Consider the following 15,396-nt stretch of genomic DNA (forward strand, 5'->3'; position numbering starts at 1 on the left):
GTGGTCGGGTGTGTCCCGTTACCGTGGCCGGCCGGACCGCCGCGAGCGCGGAAGGGTGGAGGCCCCGTGCGCCGTTGAACCGGTGGCGGCGCGTGGGGGTGGGTAAGGAGTCGTCCCGCCAGGAGGGGGCCTTGTCGTCACAGCCGCGTTCCCTTCCGGTGCGCGGCGGGCCCGGCGGTGGACGGCTTCGCGGCGTGGAGGCGGGGCTCGATGCGTTTCACGCGCGGCTCCTCCCCCTCACATATGAGGGTGACCGCCCACGCGTCGTCGGCGGCCACGCTCATGTTCTGACAGCGTGCAGCGGATCTCAGGCCGCTCTTTCGTCCCAAGCCACGCCAGGCGCAGCCGCCTTGTTCTGTGACGAGAACAGATTGTTGCCTTATGGCGAATGTTGTCAAACGGCAACTATCGCTTCTATCCTGGTCCGAGCCGGTTGCTTGGTCGCGTGAACGCCCGGGCCACCGCATTGCTCCAACCGTCAGCCCCTACAGCGAGGTTCACCGTGCCCCAGCCCAGTGGAGGCCGACCGATAGAGGGAGAGGTGGCCGTGCGGCAGGAGCGTGGTGCTCGTGTCGTCGCCGTCACCGGACCCCTCGATCTAGACAGCGTCGCGCCGCTGGAAGAGGTCCTGCGGAAGGCGGCCGAGGACGGCGTGGCCCCGGTCGTCGTCGACCTGTCAGCGGCCACATTCGCCGACTCCACCACGGTCAACGTCCTGCTCCAGGCGCACAGCGCGCTGGGCCCGGCCCTGCGTCTCGCGGCCCCCTCCGCCGTTCTGATGCGGCTCTTCACCCTCACCGGGCTCGACACCGTCCTGCCGCTGTACGACTCCGTGGCGAAGGCCCTCGACGCCGAGCCCGCCCCCCTCGGAGCCGACGGCGGCGACCGCGAAGGCTAGGGCGTGTCCGCAAAGTCCCGCCTGGCTCTTCAGAGCTGCGTTCAGCGCGCCAGGGCCGCCTGTACCGTCTTTCCGCCGCCGGCGCCCGGCAGGATCGCGACGTCGAGAGCCAGCGCGTGCACCATGGGCCATCCGAAGCCGCCCTGGCTGCCGGTGAGGTCGGGGTCGCGCTTCTGTGGATGCGTGGGGCTGGGGTCCTCGACGCACACCTCGATCCGCTCGCGGTCGGCGCGAAGGTGCAGGGCCGTGACGGCGCCCGCGTGCCGCAGCGCGTTGGCGACCAGCTCGGACACCAGGAGCAGGAGGTTCTCGGTGGTCAGCGCGGGTGGTTCGGGGCAGAGCAGGGCAGCGAAGCTCCGGGCGAAGTCGCGGGCGTCCGCCGCGGAGCCTGGACGGCAGACCCGCTGCGTCAGCTGTATCGGATGATCCTCAATCGCTAGCCTGCGTTGCATGGCGTTCTCCCCCCGCTCGTAGGGTCCCGTTCGCGGCGGCTGTCCGAGACGCGTCTACCCAGACAGTCGTTCCGGAAAAGGGCGTCTTCGGCCCACTGCGGGCTGCGGTGCTCACGACTGCCCTGCCAGGGGGCTTTTGACCTGCGGGTTCTCCGTCCGGCGGACGGCCAGGGCGAGCGTGTCGTCCGCGTGCAGGATGACGGTGTGCATGTCCTCCGCGACGGCGCCGGGGATCTCCCGCACCGGGCGCCGGGCATGGGCCTGGGCGGTCTTGGCGAGGCGCGCCTCGCCCTCGATGGGGTCCCGCCGGCTCTCGGTCAGGCCGTCGGTGTAGAGCATGAGGACGTCGCCCTCGTGCAGGGTGTCCTCCAGCACGGACTCGCTCCCGGGAAGCGGGAATCCGATGCCGCGGCCGCGGACCTCCAGATAGCCGGCGCTCCCGTCGGCGCGGACGACCAGGGCCGGCGGATGGCTGCCGTTGGCCAGACGCAGGGCGCCGGTCTCGGGGTGAATCCGGGCAAGCAGGACGGTGGCCATGATCTCGGGGTCGAACGGCACGAGGATGTCGTGGGTACGGGCCACGATGGATTCCAGCGGATGGCCTTCGAGGGCCAGGGTGCGCACGGCGTGCGTGACGTTGAGCGCGCTGCGGGTACTGCGCACGCCGTGGCCCAGCGCGTCGACCACCGTGATGTGCACCGTGCCGTCGGGCAGCAGGAGCCAGTCGTAGAAGTCGCCTCCCGTGGGTGCGTCCGTATCGGCCGGCGCGTAGTGAACGGCGAGCTCCATCCCGCTGACGGTGATCGGCGGGGGCCGTAGCGCGTCCTCCAGCTCGCGCAGGATCTTGCCGTGCGCCCGGCGCAACTGCTCGTCCCGTTCCTCCAGTTGGACGTAGAGGGCGAGCACGCCGCTGTTGGTCTCGGCGAGTTCGTCCTTGAGCCGGTCCAGTTCGGTGCTGAGGGTGTCGACGCGGGAGAGCGCGCCCGCGAGATCGCTTTCGAGCGCCGCGATCTCCGCCTCGTACGCCTCGGTGGCCGCCCCCTCGCGGGTACGGGCCAGGGCTGTTGCGGCTCCCTGGGGCGCGGGCAGCACGGCGGAGAGCGGCGGGCCCTCCCCTTCTCTGAGGGGGAGGTGCCAGGCAACGGTGCCCTCGGCTGTGGCCTGCCCGGGCAGCGGCAAGTCGGCGGGGCTCGGTGACGCCGCTGCCGGTCCGGCGTGCAGCGTCACGGCCAGCAGCGTCTTTCCCCCGGGCGCGGTGCGCTCAACGGCCTCCAGGCGGACGGGTCCGCCGGAGTCGAGGGCGGCCGTGGCCATCCGGGCAACGGAGAGCAGCAGCCGCGCTCCGTTGTGGGACGGAAGCCGGTGCGCCTCGCAGATTCCCCGGACGGCGCGGCGCAGGCTCGGCAGGGTGTGGAAGGTGTGGGGGCTCACGGGAGTCTCTGGCTGGGTCGGGCGGCGATCACGGTCGCATCGTCGCGGCTGAGGCGGTGACTGTGGGCGAGGGACGCGGCGAGGAGGAGCGGCGGCAGCCGGTGCACGAAGGCCGAGGGCGCCCGGGCCCATCGCTGGTCGATGCCGTCGGAGTGGAGCACCGCGGTGGCGCCGGGTGGTACGGGAAAGGACCGCACCTGCGGCGTCGCCATGTTCAGGCCGGCTATACCGGGCTGGCCGGTCAGGCGGTGGCCCACGTCGAGCGGAGTCAGCGTCAGGACCCGTACGTTGCCGATGCCGCTGTACTCCGCCCGGCCGGGGTGCAGACGCAGCAGGCCCACAGCCGCGCCCCTGGTGCGGCGCAGCGCTCGGTGGAGGGCGGTGAGGAGCGCGGGCAGGGGAAGGTCCGGTGCCCGGTGGAAGGACCGGATGGCCGCCTGCGCCGCCTCGGCCGCTTGCGGGCCGTGCCCGAGGCCGTCCACCACGATCGCGGTGCGGGTGGTGCCCTGATCGACGACGGCGCAGGCGTCGCCGCTGAGCTCCTCGCGGTCCGCCGGCAGGCAGATGGCGCCCACCTCCTGGTCGGCCGGGTGGGCGGCGTCGGGCTCGGTGAGGCGGGCGCAGACGAGGGTGCCGGCCCCGGGCTGCGTACGGATGGTGAGCGCGGTGGCTATCCGCTTCACGGCGCCCAGCCCGGCGCCGAGGGTGTTGCTGGTGGTGAAGCCGTCGGCGAGGCACTGCTGTAGCGCGCCGATGCCGGGACCGCGGTCCGCGGCGACGATCTCCATCCCGCCGCCCAGCGGCAGCGGCTGGATGAACAGCGAGCCGCTGCTGGCGTGTTTGGCCAGATTGCTGGCCAGTTCCGAGGCGACGACGGCGGCCTGGTCGGGCAGGGCGCCCGGCAGGCGGCAGCGCCCGGCCACCGTACGAGCGGTCTCGGCGGCGAGATGCACGGCGCTGTAGTGGTCCACGGCGATATGTGCCGTCGGCAGGGTCTCGGGGAAAGTCACCGCCCCGCCCATCGCGTGGCGATCACGGTCGTGCCCTGTCCGGGCACGGTGTGCAGTTCGAAGTCGTTCATCAGGCGTCGGGCACCTCCCAGGCCGTGACCGAGTCCCGCGCCGGTGGTGAAGCCGTCGGCCAGTGCCGCGTCGGTGTCCACGATGCCGGGCCCCTCATCCTTGACCGTCAGACGCAGCCCGGCGCTTCCCCCCAGCGTCAGCCGGTCGATGGTCACGGTGCCCCCTCCGCCGTGGATGTAGGCGTTGCGGGCCAGCTCGCTGGCTGCGGTGACCACCCGGGTCTGGTCGACGATGCTGAATCCGGCACGCAGGGTCGCCGCCCGCACGGCGTGGCGGACGGTCAGCAGGTCTTCTTCGATGCGCACGTGGTGGACCGTCCGTTCCGTGTGCGCGGCAGGGTCGGCGGCGTCGGACGCCGTAGGGGCGAGAGCCACCGTGTGGTCAGTGTTCCGGGCGGAACTCACCCAGGCCCCCCTCCGGCCGGTTGCAGGCTCTGATGCCAGCCCATCGCAGCCATCGCTTGCTCGGCGTTGAGAGCCGTCTCCACCCCGGTGAGCTGGATGCCCAGCTCGACGAGCGTGATGGCGACCGGCGGCCGCATACCGGCGACGATCACCCGGGCGCCCAGCAGCCGCGCCATGGTGGTCAGCTCCATCAACGTGCGGGCCACGAAGGAATCGACGATCTCCAGGCGGGAGATGTCGATGAGCACACCACGGGCTCCGTCGCTGCTGATCCGGCTGGTGAGCTCCTCGGTGAACGCCACTGCGGTCGTGTCGTCGAGTTCGTTGAGGAGGCCCGTGACCAGCACGTCCCCCAGACGCAGGATCGGGACTCCACCCGAGGCCGGCGCGCTCATCGCTTGTCCAGCGGCGCGTGGTCCGGTACGGCGGCGTCGGTGAGCTTGACGGCCTCTCCGAGGGCGTCGGCGAGGGTGGCGCGGGTCAGAATCGTCGACAAGTCGATCCCGAGCTGCGCGATGGTCTGGGCGATGGGCGGCCGGATGCCGCTGATGACGCAGTCCGCGCCCATCAGCCGCACCGCGTTGACGGTGTGCATCAGGTGCTGGGCGACAGCGGTGTCGACGGTGGGCACACCGGTGATGTCGATGATGGCGACCAGCGCCTCGTGCTCCTGGATGGCCTGGAGGAGGTTCTCCATCACCACCTGAGTACGCGCGGTGTCGAGAGTGCCGATCAGCGGGACGGCCAGGACCTGGCGCCACAGCCGGACGACCGGCGTGGAGACCTCCAGCAGCTGCTGGCTCTGCCGGCGGATGATCTCCTCGCGGCCCTCCACGAAGGTCTCGAACGAGAGCGCACCGGCGCTGTCCAGCAGGCGGTTGATCAGCACCGCGCTGGGGAAGAGGTCGTCCCCAGCGCGGGTCCGCCGCTGGACGGACTCCAGCAGAGCCTGCTTGAGGGACAGCACCGCCAGGGAGGTCGCGGTGGGCGAAACGCCCCTGCGGGCACGGCGCATGGAGATCTCGGACACCGTCCGGTGCATCTCCTCGTGCGAGGTGACCACGCGCTCGACCGGGAGCCCGAGATCCAGACCGGACAGCAGGGCGCTGACGAGGGCGTCGGCCTCCTCCCCCAGCTCGGCCTCGCTCACTTCCCCGTCCAGCGACGGCTGCGCCAGCTGCAACTGCACCCAACGGTCCGAGATCTCATCGGCCTCTTCGCGCAGCACGCTCGTGACACGCTCGCGTGCGGCAGCTTCAGCGGAACCCAACTGTTTGTCCTTTCGGTCCGGCCGACCCGTGGTGACCGTCGGACTGATAGCCCGATGGTGCGGCCGGGCCGAGCCGCGCTCGTCGATAGTTGCCTTCCGGCAAATGTTATCGAGCGCGATCAAGCCCGGTAACCCACGGGCCCCCTCTTCACCCGCCGAGGCGGGGAATGGCCGGACGGCCGAATCGATGCGGTGGTTTTGCGGCCGGAGACCGGATATGAGACCCGTGCTCTTTCCGGGATCCGGCGGTACGGCGACCCGGTGAGCGGGCAGCGGACCGCACCTCGTGGAGGCTCACAGCGGCGACCGGCGACAAGAGCCGTAGCAGGTCGGCGGCTACGGACCCGGGCTACGGCCCGGAGGGCGCCGCCCGCCGAGTGCCTTGGCGGCGGACCTCACCAAGACAGCGAACTCAAGGACGCCGCCCAGGGCCGCACAACGATCCTTGCTCAGTCGAGCCCGTCGCCGAACCAGTCAAAACACAGCACCAAGGCATCATCCAGCGTCTCGGCCGCACGGTATTCGGCCACATCACGGAGCAGTGCGCCCGGCACCAGCGCGGCCGGCAGCAGACGTGTGGCGTGCAGCCCCCGCGCGAGCGCCGCCTCGACATACGTTCCGCCGCGCGGCGCGGGCGCCTCGTACACCCCGTCGCTCACGAAGACCAGCCGGTCCCCCGGCTCGACCGTGAGGCTCTCGGCCGCGTAGTGGGACTCCTCGAACATGCCCAGGGGCAGTTGCCTGTCCAGCTCGATGCGCTCGACGGTCCTGCCCCGCAGCCGCCACATCTGCGGCGACCCCGCGTCGATGACCTCCATCCGCCCCGTCGCGAGTTCGACACGCACGAGCAGCGTCGAAACGTGGGACGCGCCCTGGTAGTGGTCGTACACCGCCTGGTCGGCCAACGCCGCCTGATCGGCGAGGCCGAGGCCGGCCCGCCGGGCGTTGCGCAGCGCGCTGACGGCGAGGTGGGTGAGGAGCGAGGCGTCGATGCCCTGCCCCATGCCGTTGGTGACGGCGAGGGTCAGTTCGTCACCGTCCGAGGCCCAGTCGAAATTGTCGCCGTGCACGGCGTAGGCGGGCTCCAGCTGGGCACCGAGGGCGTACCGCGCGGCGGTGCACGCCCGGGCAGGCAGCAGCTGCCACTGCATCTCGGCCGCCAGGGTGAGACGACTGATACGGCGTACCCGCTGATAGACGTCGGTGTCCCGCTCAGCGACAAGGATCTCGTGCCCCAGCTGGTCGACGACCTGCCTGAGCTCATCCAGGACCGCGGGCGTGGAACGGTCACCGGGAAGCCGGACCGTCAGAATGCCGATCCGGTCGCCCCGCACCGTCACCGGGAGATGGTGGTCGATGGCGTCACCGTGCGGCACCTGCTGCGCCCGGCGCTCCTGGCTCCCCAGCGCGCGCCCTTCCGGACTACTGGAGATGCGCAGCAGTCCGTCCTCGTCCCCCAAGGAGTCGCACGGGCTGAGGACCGTGCCGCCGTAGTCCGTCAGATACAGGCGCACCGAAGTGGCCCCGTAGGCGGTGGCGAGGTGGTCACGCACGGTGTCGAGCAGTGCGTGTGGTGCCGACGCGCGCAGCGCTCGGCCCACATCGATGCCGTCCGTCATGCTTGCGCGGACCCCCTTCGTGCGGCGCCAAGGGCAGGGTCGGTCTGACAACAGGACGCACAGGGTGACAGAGTGTTCGTGTGTCCCGTTTCACCAGTCGGTCCCTTTCCCGCGAGCAGGCGAGCGCGGCGGCCCTTGCCGCCTCCGAGCTGCTCGAGGTTCTGTGGGGACGTGGACAGGAAGCGGCGCGCTCGGCGGAGGTCTCCCCTTCCCAACTCCGCGCACTCCTCGTGCTCGAAAAGCGGGAAGGCACGAACCTGCGCACCCTCGCCGAGGCGCTCGCCTCGCGGCCGCCGGCGGTCAGCCGACTCTGCGACCGCCTGGAGGCGATGGGCCTCGCCGAACGGGGCCCCAGCGCGACCAGCCGGCGCGAGGTCGAGCTGCGGCTGAGCTTGCGCGGCAGAGTGCTGCTGGAGGAGTACCGCGCGGCACGGAGCCGGGACGTCACGGCCACCCTGGAGCAGATGGAACCCGCCGATGTCGCCAAGCTCGCGGCCGGCCTGGAGGCCTTCCACGCGGCGTTCGCCCGGCGCGCGGCCGACGAGGGCGGCCCTTCCGTCCGGGACGACAGCGTCGCGGACAGTGCCTGACCTCACCTGAACTCCGCCTCTCGAGCCGACATCCCCCACCGGAAACGCGCTGCGCGGACGGAACAAACGGATCTTCGCCGCACGGGTGACGCTATCAAACCGGCCGTTCGCCACTGGCCGTTCGCCATTGGCCGTTCGGACGAACGGGGCGCGGTGTGCCGGCCCTCGCCCAGCGTCTCCCGCCAGGGCGCGACGGCGGTCCGGGCGGCCTCGTCGGCGGCGCGGGGAGCAGGCGATGCCCGATGAGCTCGGGAATCACTGCCGCCTTCGTCGCGTTGCTGGGATGCCCGTCAGACGGTCAGCGCCGTTTGGGGTGCCGCCACAGTCATGGGGGTGTGGCGGATGTACCACTCGGTGGCGAAGAGCCGCTCTCGTGCATCCGGCGGCAGGGCGGCGATCAGACCCGGTAGGGCGCCCCGCTCCACCTCGGAGCGATGGGCCAGTACGGCGGCGATCTTCTGCTCGATCCAAGGGCCGACGTCGACGGTTGCGGTGACCTGTTCGTCCGGAACGCTGTACACCGCCTTGCGCGTACCGATCACGTCTCTCAGCGCCGGCACGGCCGAGTGCGGGTGCGTGGCCAAGTAGAGGGCGCGGGGCTGCCAGGGGGCACCGGCGTCCGGATAGAGCTGAGCGAGTCCGGCCGCCTGGGCAGCCAGCATGGTCACCCGGTGGGTGTGTACGTGGTCCGGATGGCCGGGCAGCCCGCCATAGGCGTCGTGAGTGACCATGATGTCCGGGCGGAAATCCCGGATGTGCGTCACCATCCGCCCCACCGCCTCGTCGAGCGGCGCCTCGCAGAACCGGACACAGCCCGGGGCCGAGTGCGGCACCCGCGCATCGGCGTAGCCGAGCAGCCGCGGCTTGCCCGCGCCGAGGATCCGCAGCGCCTCGGCCAACTCCTCAGCACGATGAGTGCCGTGGGCCCAGGTCGCCGTGACGACTGCGGTACGCGCGCCGTCAGCTGCGTGACGGGCGAGCGCTCCGCCCGCCGACAACGACTCGTCGTCCGGGTGCGCGAAGACCGCGAGCAAGCTCGGCGCCGACATGGGAAGACCACCTTCCGTGCTGGCAACGACGGATACCAGCTGACCTCATCGTCCGAACGTCGAGCGTACAGCCGGCCTCGCCGCGATTGTCGTGGCGAGGTCGAGTCCGAGGCGCGAAGAGACCGCGGGTGGCGGCGGCGCTGTGTCACCGGACGTACGGCCGTCGGTCGGGCCTGGGTGCGTAGCCCGGGGGCGGTCCGCGCCGAAGGGTCTGCCACGATGGCGCCGTGCTGTCCGAACTCGCTGCGCCGGAGCCCGTGACCGCCGAGCCGCCGTACTCGCTCGCGCCGGTCCTGCTCACCCAGAGCTGGCTCGATCTGGCGTTCCTGCACTGGGCCGTTGATCCGGCGGAGGTGGCTCCCCTGCTGCCGGCCGGGACGGTTCCGGACACCTTCGACGGAGCCACCTACGTCGGGCTGGTGGCGTTCCGGATGCATCGGGTCGGATGGTTCAAGCTTCCGGGTATCCCCTACCTCGGCACCTTTCCGGAGACGAATGTCCGTCTCTACTCGGTGGACAGCAGCGGACGGCGCGGGGTGGTCTTCCGGTCTCTGGACGCCTCCCGGCTGATACCGGTGGCCTTCGCGCGCGCCGTGGTCCGGCTGCCGTATCTGTGGTCCCGGATGTCCGTCCGGCACGACGGCGACACCGTCAGCTACGCCAGCACCCGGCGCTGGCCCGGTCCGCGCGGGGCACACTGCCGGATCACCGTGCGGAAGGGCGCTCCCGTGGCAGCGCCCACCGCACTCGAACACTTTCTGACCGCGCGCTGGGGCCTGCACCACACGGTTCACGGACGGCCGTCGTATCTGCACAACGCCCATCCGCGCTGGCCGCTGCACCGGGCAGAGCTGCTGCACCTCGACGAGAACGTGATCGCGGCAGCGGGCCTGTCCACGCCGCTGGGGCAGCCGGTCAGTGTGCTGTACTCCCCCGGTGTCCCGGTGACGTTCGGCCGCCCCACGCCGGGCGCCTGAGCCCGCTCCCCTGGCCGAAGGCACCTGCCGCTACGCCGACGGCTGGACGGTGGCGGGCCGGCCCGGCCCGGGCCGGCGTGGGCAGCTCACCCGGTCGCCACCGACTCCGCGGCGCCACGGCCCAGGAGGTCGTGGAGGAGGCGGGTGGCGGGGAGTTCGGTGTGGAGGTAGACGTGTTCGTTGCTCTGGCCGACGGCTGCGAGGAGGGCGCGGAAGGTGGTCTTCGCGTCCTCGGTCCGTCCGGCGTGGTGCTGGGCCTGGGCGAGGAGGCCCAGGTGGAGAGGGCGGCGCAAGTGGGTTCTGGAGTTGCGGAGTTCGGCCATCGAGGAGTGCATGAGGGGGAGGCCGTCCTCCTGTCCGGAGTGGGTGCGGCCCCAGCCTTCCAGCACGCCGAGCATGCCCTTCCAGTAGAGCAGTCCGTGTGCGTCGGCCAGGCGGACTCCTTCGGCGCCGGAGGAGCGGGCCGTGCGTGCATCGTCTTCCCAGGCCGCCACGACCGCGTCCACGTAGAGGGCGAAGCAGCGGTCGGAGGGCCTGCTGTCGTACTCGGTGAGGCGCAGTAATTCGCGGCGGCGTGCCGTGGCGGTCTTGCGGTCGCCCATGAGCCAGCGGGTGAAGGTGTCGTAGGAGCGGCAGGAGACGCGGGGGTCGTGCTGGAAGGTGCGGGCCAGGGAGTGGCCCTCGTTGGCGTACCCGTCCGCCATGGCGACGCCGTACTCCAGTTCGGCGAGCGCCTGCCGTAACTGGCCGCGGACGTGGAGAACGATGCCCTCGCCGTAGGCCGCGCCGAGCACCGCGACGGGCTGGCCGGTCCGGTCGGCGAGGTCCCGGAGCAGGTGCGAGAACTGGCGTGAGGCGTCGTAGCGGCCGGTGACGATGTACGCCGCGCACAGGGCCCAGAGCACCGACGGGTCTTCGGGAGAGCGGGCGGCCGCGCTGAGGGCCCAGCCGCGGGCGAGTGCCGTCTCGGCCTCGGCGTGGCCGTAGCCCCGGGTGGTGGCCAGCACCTGGCCGAGTTGAATGTGCAGCCGCTGGTTCAGGGACGCGGCCGAGGGGTCGCCGGGCGGCAGCAGGCCGACCAGGTGGACCGCGCGGCGCAGCCAGGTCTCCACCTGTTCGTAGGCGAGTTGCTGTTCCGCCTGCTCGGCGGCGCGCAGCAGCAGGGGAAGCGTGTCGGCCGCCGGCAGTGCGCTCTTGGCGTGCCAGGCGTGGTGGGCGATCCGCTCGATCTCCTCGTCCGCCAGCTGCCCGAGTCTGCGGGTCGAGATCCCCTCGACGACTCTCGCGTGCAGCCGCTGCCGGTCCTCGCGGGCGAGCTCGTCGATGAGCGTCTCCTGGACCAGGGCGTGGGTGAAGTGGAGCCGTTCCGGGTGGTGGCGGTCCTCGCCGAGCAGCCCGGCCCGGATCGCCAGCTCCAGTGCCTTGGTGACCGGTTCATCCTCGGTGGCCGTGCGTTCCAGCAGGTCGGTGTCGACCTCGGTGCCGATGACGGCGCACAGCCGCAGCACGCGCAGCACCGTCTCGGGGAGGGTGGCGAAGCGCTGGTGCAGGGCCTCGCGGACGCCCGTCGGGACACGGGTGAGGAGCACATCCACCGCGTCGGGCCGCCGCAGGCTCCGCGCGTCGCCCAGGAGGGAGAGGAGCTGCATGACGAAGTACGGGTTGCCTTCGCTGCGCCGGTGCAGCACCTCGACGACCCCCGCGTCGACACCGGGCCCGACGAGGGCGGCGACGGCGTGGCGGGACAGGCCGCCGAGCCGCAGGGTCTCGGTCCGGGGTCCGCGCAGGACCTCGGAGAGCATGCGGCGCAGCGTGGCGTCGGACTCGATCTCGTACTCACGGGCGGTCAGGACGATGCCGAGCGGATGGCCCTGGCTGCGGGTGCTCAGCAGTCTGAGGAGGTCGAGGGAGGCGGTGTCGGCCCAGTGCAGGTCCTCCATGAGCAGGACGAGGGGCCGCTGGGCGGCGAGGGCGAGCAGGACTTCGCAGACCGCGTCGTGGGTGAGGAACCGGGCCCGGCCCCAGTCGGATTCCGGGGCCGGGCCGCCTGGCCGGGCCGCGCGCTCGGGCAGCAGCGGGGCGAGCAGGGTGCCGAACGGTTCCGCCGCCGCGCGGAAGGCGTCCGGGCGGGTGGTGGACAGTCGTCTGAGGATCTGGGTCCACAGCCAGTACGGCGGCACGCCCTCGCCCAGGAAACAGTGGCTCCAGATCACCTCCAGGCCGGCAGCGTCCTCGCCGGCGCCCTTCCGGCCTGCTTGGGGGGTTCCCAGCCGGAGTGCGAATTCAAGGAGCAGCCGGGTTTTGCCGACGCCGGCGGGGCCGAGGACGCCCGCAACATGACCGTGCCCGGCGAGCGCGCTCGCCGCCGCGGCGGTCAGGCGCTGCAACTCCTCGCTACGGCCGGTGAACGGCGACTGGGCGCCCGGACTGCCGCACACGGGGCGGGAGGTCTCGGTGTGGGGGTCGTACTCGGGGGTCTTGGCATCCGGCGTCGTCGGACGTGGGCCCTCATCCGCATGGGCGGTGGGCGGGTGCCCGTTCTTGTTCTTAGTGGTCGACTGCCAATTCTCGGTGGCTGAAAGCCAGTTCTCGGTGGTCGACTGCCAATTCTCGCTGGTCGGGCGCGAGTTCTTGTTGGTCGGGCGCGAGTTCCCGGGGGCCGACCGCGCGTGCGTGGTAGTCGGCGGCGCGGTAGTTGGCGGCGTGGTAGTCGGCTGTGAGTGCGCGGTGATTGTCGTCGGCCGGCGGCCGTGTCCCGGTCCCCCGGCAGGCCCGTCCGCCTGCGCCCCGGCCGTCCCGGCCACCCGCGCCCCGTCCGCGGCAGGGCTTCCTCCGGCCTCTCCCGATCTCGCGGACAGCGTGTCGTCCTGGGGAGCGGCGCCACCGCGTTCGGCTGCGGAGAGTTCGTCCCGAGCGGCTGCTGCCCCGCCGATCCCACCGGACCGCTCGGCCGCCGCCAGCCGCTCGGGCTCGTCCGCCGCACATGGTGGGCGCTCCTCCGCTCCCTGTGTACCTTCGCCGTCGTTCGCCGTGGCGCCCCCGGGCGCCGTGGCCGGCAGCGCGGGCCCGGCAGGTCCGGGGCGACCGGGGCGCGGCCCGGCGGTGGGCTCTGTCATGGATCTGGTCATGGATCTGGTCATGGGCCCGGTCATGGGCCCGGTCATGGGCCCGGTCATGGGCCCGGCCGTGGGTCCGCCCGCCCCCGGCTCCTGGCGCAGGATCGCGGTCCGGACCCGGCGGAGTTCGGCGGCGGTGCCCACGCCGAACTCCTCGTCCAGGTGGACGCGGGTCCGTTCGTACGCTTCGAGCGCCTCGGCTTGCCGCCCGAGCCGGGACAGGGCCGTCATCAAGTGGCCGACCAGGCGTTCGCGCGCCGGGTGGAGGCGCGCCTCGCGGTCGAGGTCCGCGGCTACTTCCTGGGCTTCTCCGAGGGCGAGTTGGGCCTCTGCGCAGGACTCCACGGCGGTGAGCCGGACGTCTTCGAGACGCGAACTCTCGTCGCTGAGCGGAGGGTGGCCGTCGAACTCCGCATAGGGCGAGCCCCGCCACAGTGACAGGGCTGCCGTGAACCGGTCGCGCGCGGCGCGTGGGTCGCCTCGTTCCAGCAGCAGTCGCCCTTCGGCGACCAGGCGCTCGAAGCGGCAGGCGTCGATCTGTTCGGGGGTGAGTTCCAGGACGTAGCCGTGCGCGCGGTGGCGCAGCACGGTGAGGCGGTCCGGCCCGGACGCCGGCTGGAGTACGCGGCGCAGGTGGGAGATGTGGCTCTGGAGCGTGGCGACGGACTGACGCGGGGGTTCCTCGCCCCACAGCTCCTCGATGAGCAGCTCCGTAGGCACCACCCGCCCCAGGCGTATGAGGAGCAGGGCGAGCAGGGCCCTGCGGCGTGGCGGACCGAGGGGGAGGTCGCGGCCGTCGTGGCGCGCCGACATGGGGCCCAGAACGCTCAGTAGGAGGGGGGTTTCGTGCGGCTCGGCCTCGGGAGCCGGGGTGGGGTGCTTCGGCGTCAGGGATGAAGGCATATCGGTCCCAATCGTTCTCGCACGCGCGATCGTGCTGACGGGCGAGTGGCGCAGTGCGGCCGGTACCCGTCCGAACCGGAGCCTTACACAGAGGATGAGGCGTTCCAAGATCTTCGCCGTCGCCAAGGAGCGAACGGCAAGGTACCCGCAGGAATTTCGGCCAGGATGGCCAAATTCCTCTCAGGAAGTGGCAGGAATCCGGCAGCGTCCCGACCAGGGCGCGGCAAGGGGGATGCCGCAGGATGCCGGTGATCGGAAACCACCCCCGAACGGGAGGCCTTGGTCGGAGCCCGCGGTGCCGGCGCCTTCGCGGTCACCCGCTGGACAGACCTTCACCAAGGCCGTCTCGCAACGGAGAAGGAGTATCGGTCGGATGCGGAACCGATTGCTTGTGAATCCCGCGACCCTAGGTGTCGCACGGCCCCCCTCCGGAGTCCCGCAAGCGGCTGTGGCCTGCCTAGGGTTGCGGTCATGGACGGGCGAGGTCGACGACCTGGGGCAGGCGGGCCGCGTGGGCCCCGGTGGCCAGGTTGGCCGCGGGTCCCGCCGGCGACGCCGGTCTCGACGGCGACCCGGCCGGTCAAGGTAGCGCGTCTCCCAGGAGGGCACCCGTAGGAGGTCCACGGCCGTCCGCCGGCGTCCCCCTGGCAGCATACAGATCAGCCCTCCGGCGCTGACGCGATGTCAACAAGCGCCTCTTCAGTGCCGATTCCCCATGATCGTCGGGCATGTGATGTGAAGGGTCCAGTTCCGTGCACTATGCAATTCTCGGGCCGCTCCGCCTGGTCATTAATGGTGAACCTCGACCCATTCGATCCCGGAACTTATCGATTATTCTGGCCACTCTCCTCGTGAAGGCGGGAAGTATCGTCACCGTCGACGACCTCATCGGCGAGGTATGGGCTCAGCCGCCCCAACGGGCGCGCGACGCGATCTACGTGCACATCTCCAAACTGCGCCAGCAACTCGGCAACAAGTCCCAGGACGACGTGATATGGAGTCAATTCCCGGGCTATCTGATGCGCCTCCATGGCGAGCAACTGGACCTCCAGTTGTTTCATCGCCACCGGATCGACGGACACCGCAACATGGTGAATGGTGACTACCAAGCCGCGGCCCGCGACTGGAAATCCGGGCTCTCCCTCTGCCGGGGCACCCTGCTCGGCGGGGCCTACGCCGGGCCCATCCTCGGCAGCTTCGACTCGTGGCTGGAGCAGTCACGCACGGACTGCATCGAGCTGACCGCATGGTCACAGCTCAGTGCCGGCCTGTGCCACGAGGTGATCGACTTCCTTTCCCTGCATCTGACGCGGTATCCGCTGAACGAGATCTTGTACCAGCAGTTGATGCTGGCGTTCTTCTTGTCGCGCCATCGCGCCCAATCCCTCCGGATTTTCCATCGGGCCCGTCAGACGCTCGCCGGCGAACTCGGTATCAATCCGGGCGGAGATCTCCGGATGATGCAGGACATCGTCCTGTCCGACGACGTCAGCCGAGCCAAGCGGGTCATTGCGTCCGCCGTGGCGTCACGCGTCAGCGACCTACGGCCTTCGGGAGCGCCGGCGCCCTCCTCCTTCTGTTGATGAGTTCGACACCGGCAATATT

General features: G+C 71.3%; 13 protein-coding genes. 4 read left to right on the forward strand and 9 right to left on the reverse strand.

Annotation, left to right across the window (positions count from 1 at the left end):
* Nucleotides 1-547: 547 nt before the first annotated feature.
* Nucleotides 548-898 (forward strand): STAS domain-containing protein, encoded by a 351-nt coding sequence (locus CP981_RS02215; protein WP_085923199.1) that lies wholly within the window; start codon nt 548-550, stop codon nt 896-898.
* A 41-nt stretch (nt 899-939) separates the two neighbouring features.
* Here the strand turns inward: CP981_RS02215 and CP981_RS02220 are convergent, their stop codons facing one another.
* The 7 genes from CP981_RS02220 to CP981_RS02250 form a co-directional block, all read right to left on the reverse strand.
* Complete coding sequence (locus CP981_RS02220) at nt 940-1,350, reverse strand: ATP-binding protein (RefSeq protein ID WP_085923079.1); 411 nt, start codon at nt 1,348-1,350, stop codon at nt 940-942.
* Nucleotides 1,351-1,461: 111 nt separating this feature from the next.
* Nucleotides 1,462-2,781, reverse strand: a complete 1,320-nt coding sequence (locus CP981_RS02225) for a PP2C family protein-serine/threonine phosphatase (RefSeq protein WP_085923078.1) — start codon at nt 2,779-2,781, stop codon at nt 1,462-1,464.
* Nucleotides 2,778-3,791, reverse strand: coding sequence for a SpoIIE family protein phosphatase (locus CP981_RS02230; protein ID WP_341873666.1), 1,014 nt, complete (start codon nt 3,789-3,791; stop codon nt 2,778-2,780). The genes CP981_RS02225 and CP981_RS02230 overlap by 4 nt, the downstream gene beginning before the upstream one ends.
* On the reverse strand, nt 3,788-4,168 hold the full coding sequence (locus tag CP981_RS02235; RefSeq protein WP_244329503.1) for an ATP-binding protein: 381 nt from the start codon (nt 4,166-4,168) through the stop codon (nt 3,788-3,790). The genes CP981_RS02230 and CP981_RS02235 overlap by 4 nt, the downstream gene beginning before the upstream one ends.
* A gap of 95 nt (nt 4,169-4,263) precedes the next feature.
* Nucleotides 4,264-4,662 (reverse strand): STAS domain-containing protein, encoded by a 399-nt coding sequence (locus tag CP981_RS02240; RefSeq protein ID WP_085923076.1) that lies wholly within the window; start codon nt 4,660-4,662, stop codon nt 4,264-4,266.
* Complete coding sequence (locus CP981_RS02245) at nt 4,659-5,537, reverse strand: STAS domain-containing protein (RefSeq protein ID WP_085923075.1); 879 nt, start codon at nt 5,535-5,537, stop codon at nt 4,659-4,661. Before CP981_RS02245 ends, CP981_RS02240 begins: the two co-directional genes overlap by 4 nt.
* A 449-nt stretch (nt 5,538-5,986) precedes the next feature.
* The gene (locus CP981_RS02250) at nt 5,987-7,156 is read right to left on the reverse strand and encodes a PP2C family protein-serine/threonine phosphatase (protein WP_085923074.1); all 1,170 of its coding nucleotides are present in this window, start codon (nt 7,154-7,156) and stop codon (nt 5,987-5,989) included.
* Nucleotides 7,157-7,236: 80 nt separating this feature from the next.
* Here CP981_RS02250 and CP981_RS02255 point away from each other — a divergent pair, with 80 nt between their 5' ends.
* Nucleotides 7,237-7,746, forward strand: a complete 510-nt coding sequence (locus CP981_RS02255; protein WP_085923073.1) for a MarR family winged helix-turn-helix transcriptional regulator — start codon at nt 7,237-7,239, stop codon at nt 7,744-7,746.
* Between the two features lie 290 nt (nt 7,747-8,036).
* Here CP981_RS02255 and CP981_RS02260 read toward each other — a convergent pair whose 3' ends face one another.
* Nucleotides 8,037-8,795 (reverse strand): PIG-L family deacetylase, encoded by a 759-nt coding sequence (locus CP981_RS02260; protein ID WP_085923072.1) that lies wholly within the window; start codon nt 8,793-8,795, stop codon nt 8,037-8,039.
* A 227-nt stretch (nt 8,796-9,022) separates the two neighbouring features.
* Here CP981_RS02260 and CP981_RS02265 point away from each other — a divergent pair, with 227 nt between their 5' ends.
* Nucleotides 9,023-9,772, forward strand: coding sequence for a YqjF family protein (locus CP981_RS02265; RefSeq protein ID WP_085923071.1), 750 nt, complete (start codon nt 9,023-9,025; stop codon nt 9,770-9,772).
* A gap of 86 nt (nt 9,773-9,858) precedes the next feature.
* Here CP981_RS02265 and CP981_RS02270 read toward each other — a convergent pair whose 3' ends face one another.
* Nucleotides 9,859-13,791 carry an ATP-binding protein gene (locus CP981_RS02270; RefSeq protein ID WP_085923070.1) on the reverse strand — a complete coding sequence of 1,311 codons (3,933 nt, stop codon included), beginning with the start codon at nt 13,789-13,791 and terminating at the stop codon, nt 9,859-9,861.
* Between the two features lie 752 nt (nt 13,792-14,543).
* Between CP981_RS02270 and CP981_RS02275 the strand changes: the two genes are divergently transcribed.
* On the forward strand, nt 14,544-15,374 hold the full coding sequence (locus CP981_RS02275) for an AfsR/SARP family transcriptional regulator (RefSeq protein ID WP_085923069.1): 831 nt from the start codon (nt 14,544-14,546) through the stop codon (nt 15,372-15,374).
* Nucleotides 15,375-15,396 lie beyond the last annotated feature (22 nt).

The sequence above is a fragment of the Streptomyces platensis genome, assembly GCF_008704855.1.
Classification (GTDB): domain Bacteria; phylum Actinomycetota; class Actinomycetes; order Streptomycetales; family Streptomycetaceae; genus Streptomyces; species Streptomyces platensis.

Coding starts and splice junctions, on each gene's coding strand:
- CP981_RS02220 (WP_085923079.1), bottom strand. CDS start 1,350: ATGCAACGCAGGCTAGCGATTGAGGATCATCCGATACAGCTGACGCAG.
- CP981_RS02240 (WP_085923076.1), bottom strand. CDS start 4,662: ATGAGCGCGCCGGCCTCGGGTGGAGTCCCGATCCTGCGTCTGGGGGAC.
- CP981_RS02250 (WP_085923074.1), bottom strand. CDS start 7,156: ATGACGGACGGCATCGATGTGGGCCGAGCGCTGCGCGCGTCGGCACCA.
- CP981_RS02260 (WP_085923072.1), bottom strand. CDS start 8,795: ATGTCGGCGCCGAGCTTGCTCGCGGTCTTCGCGCACCCGGACGACGAG.
- CP981_RS02270 (WP_085923070.1), bottom strand. CDS start 13,791: ATGCCTTCATCCCTGACGCCGAAGCACCCCACCCCGGCTCCCGAGGCC.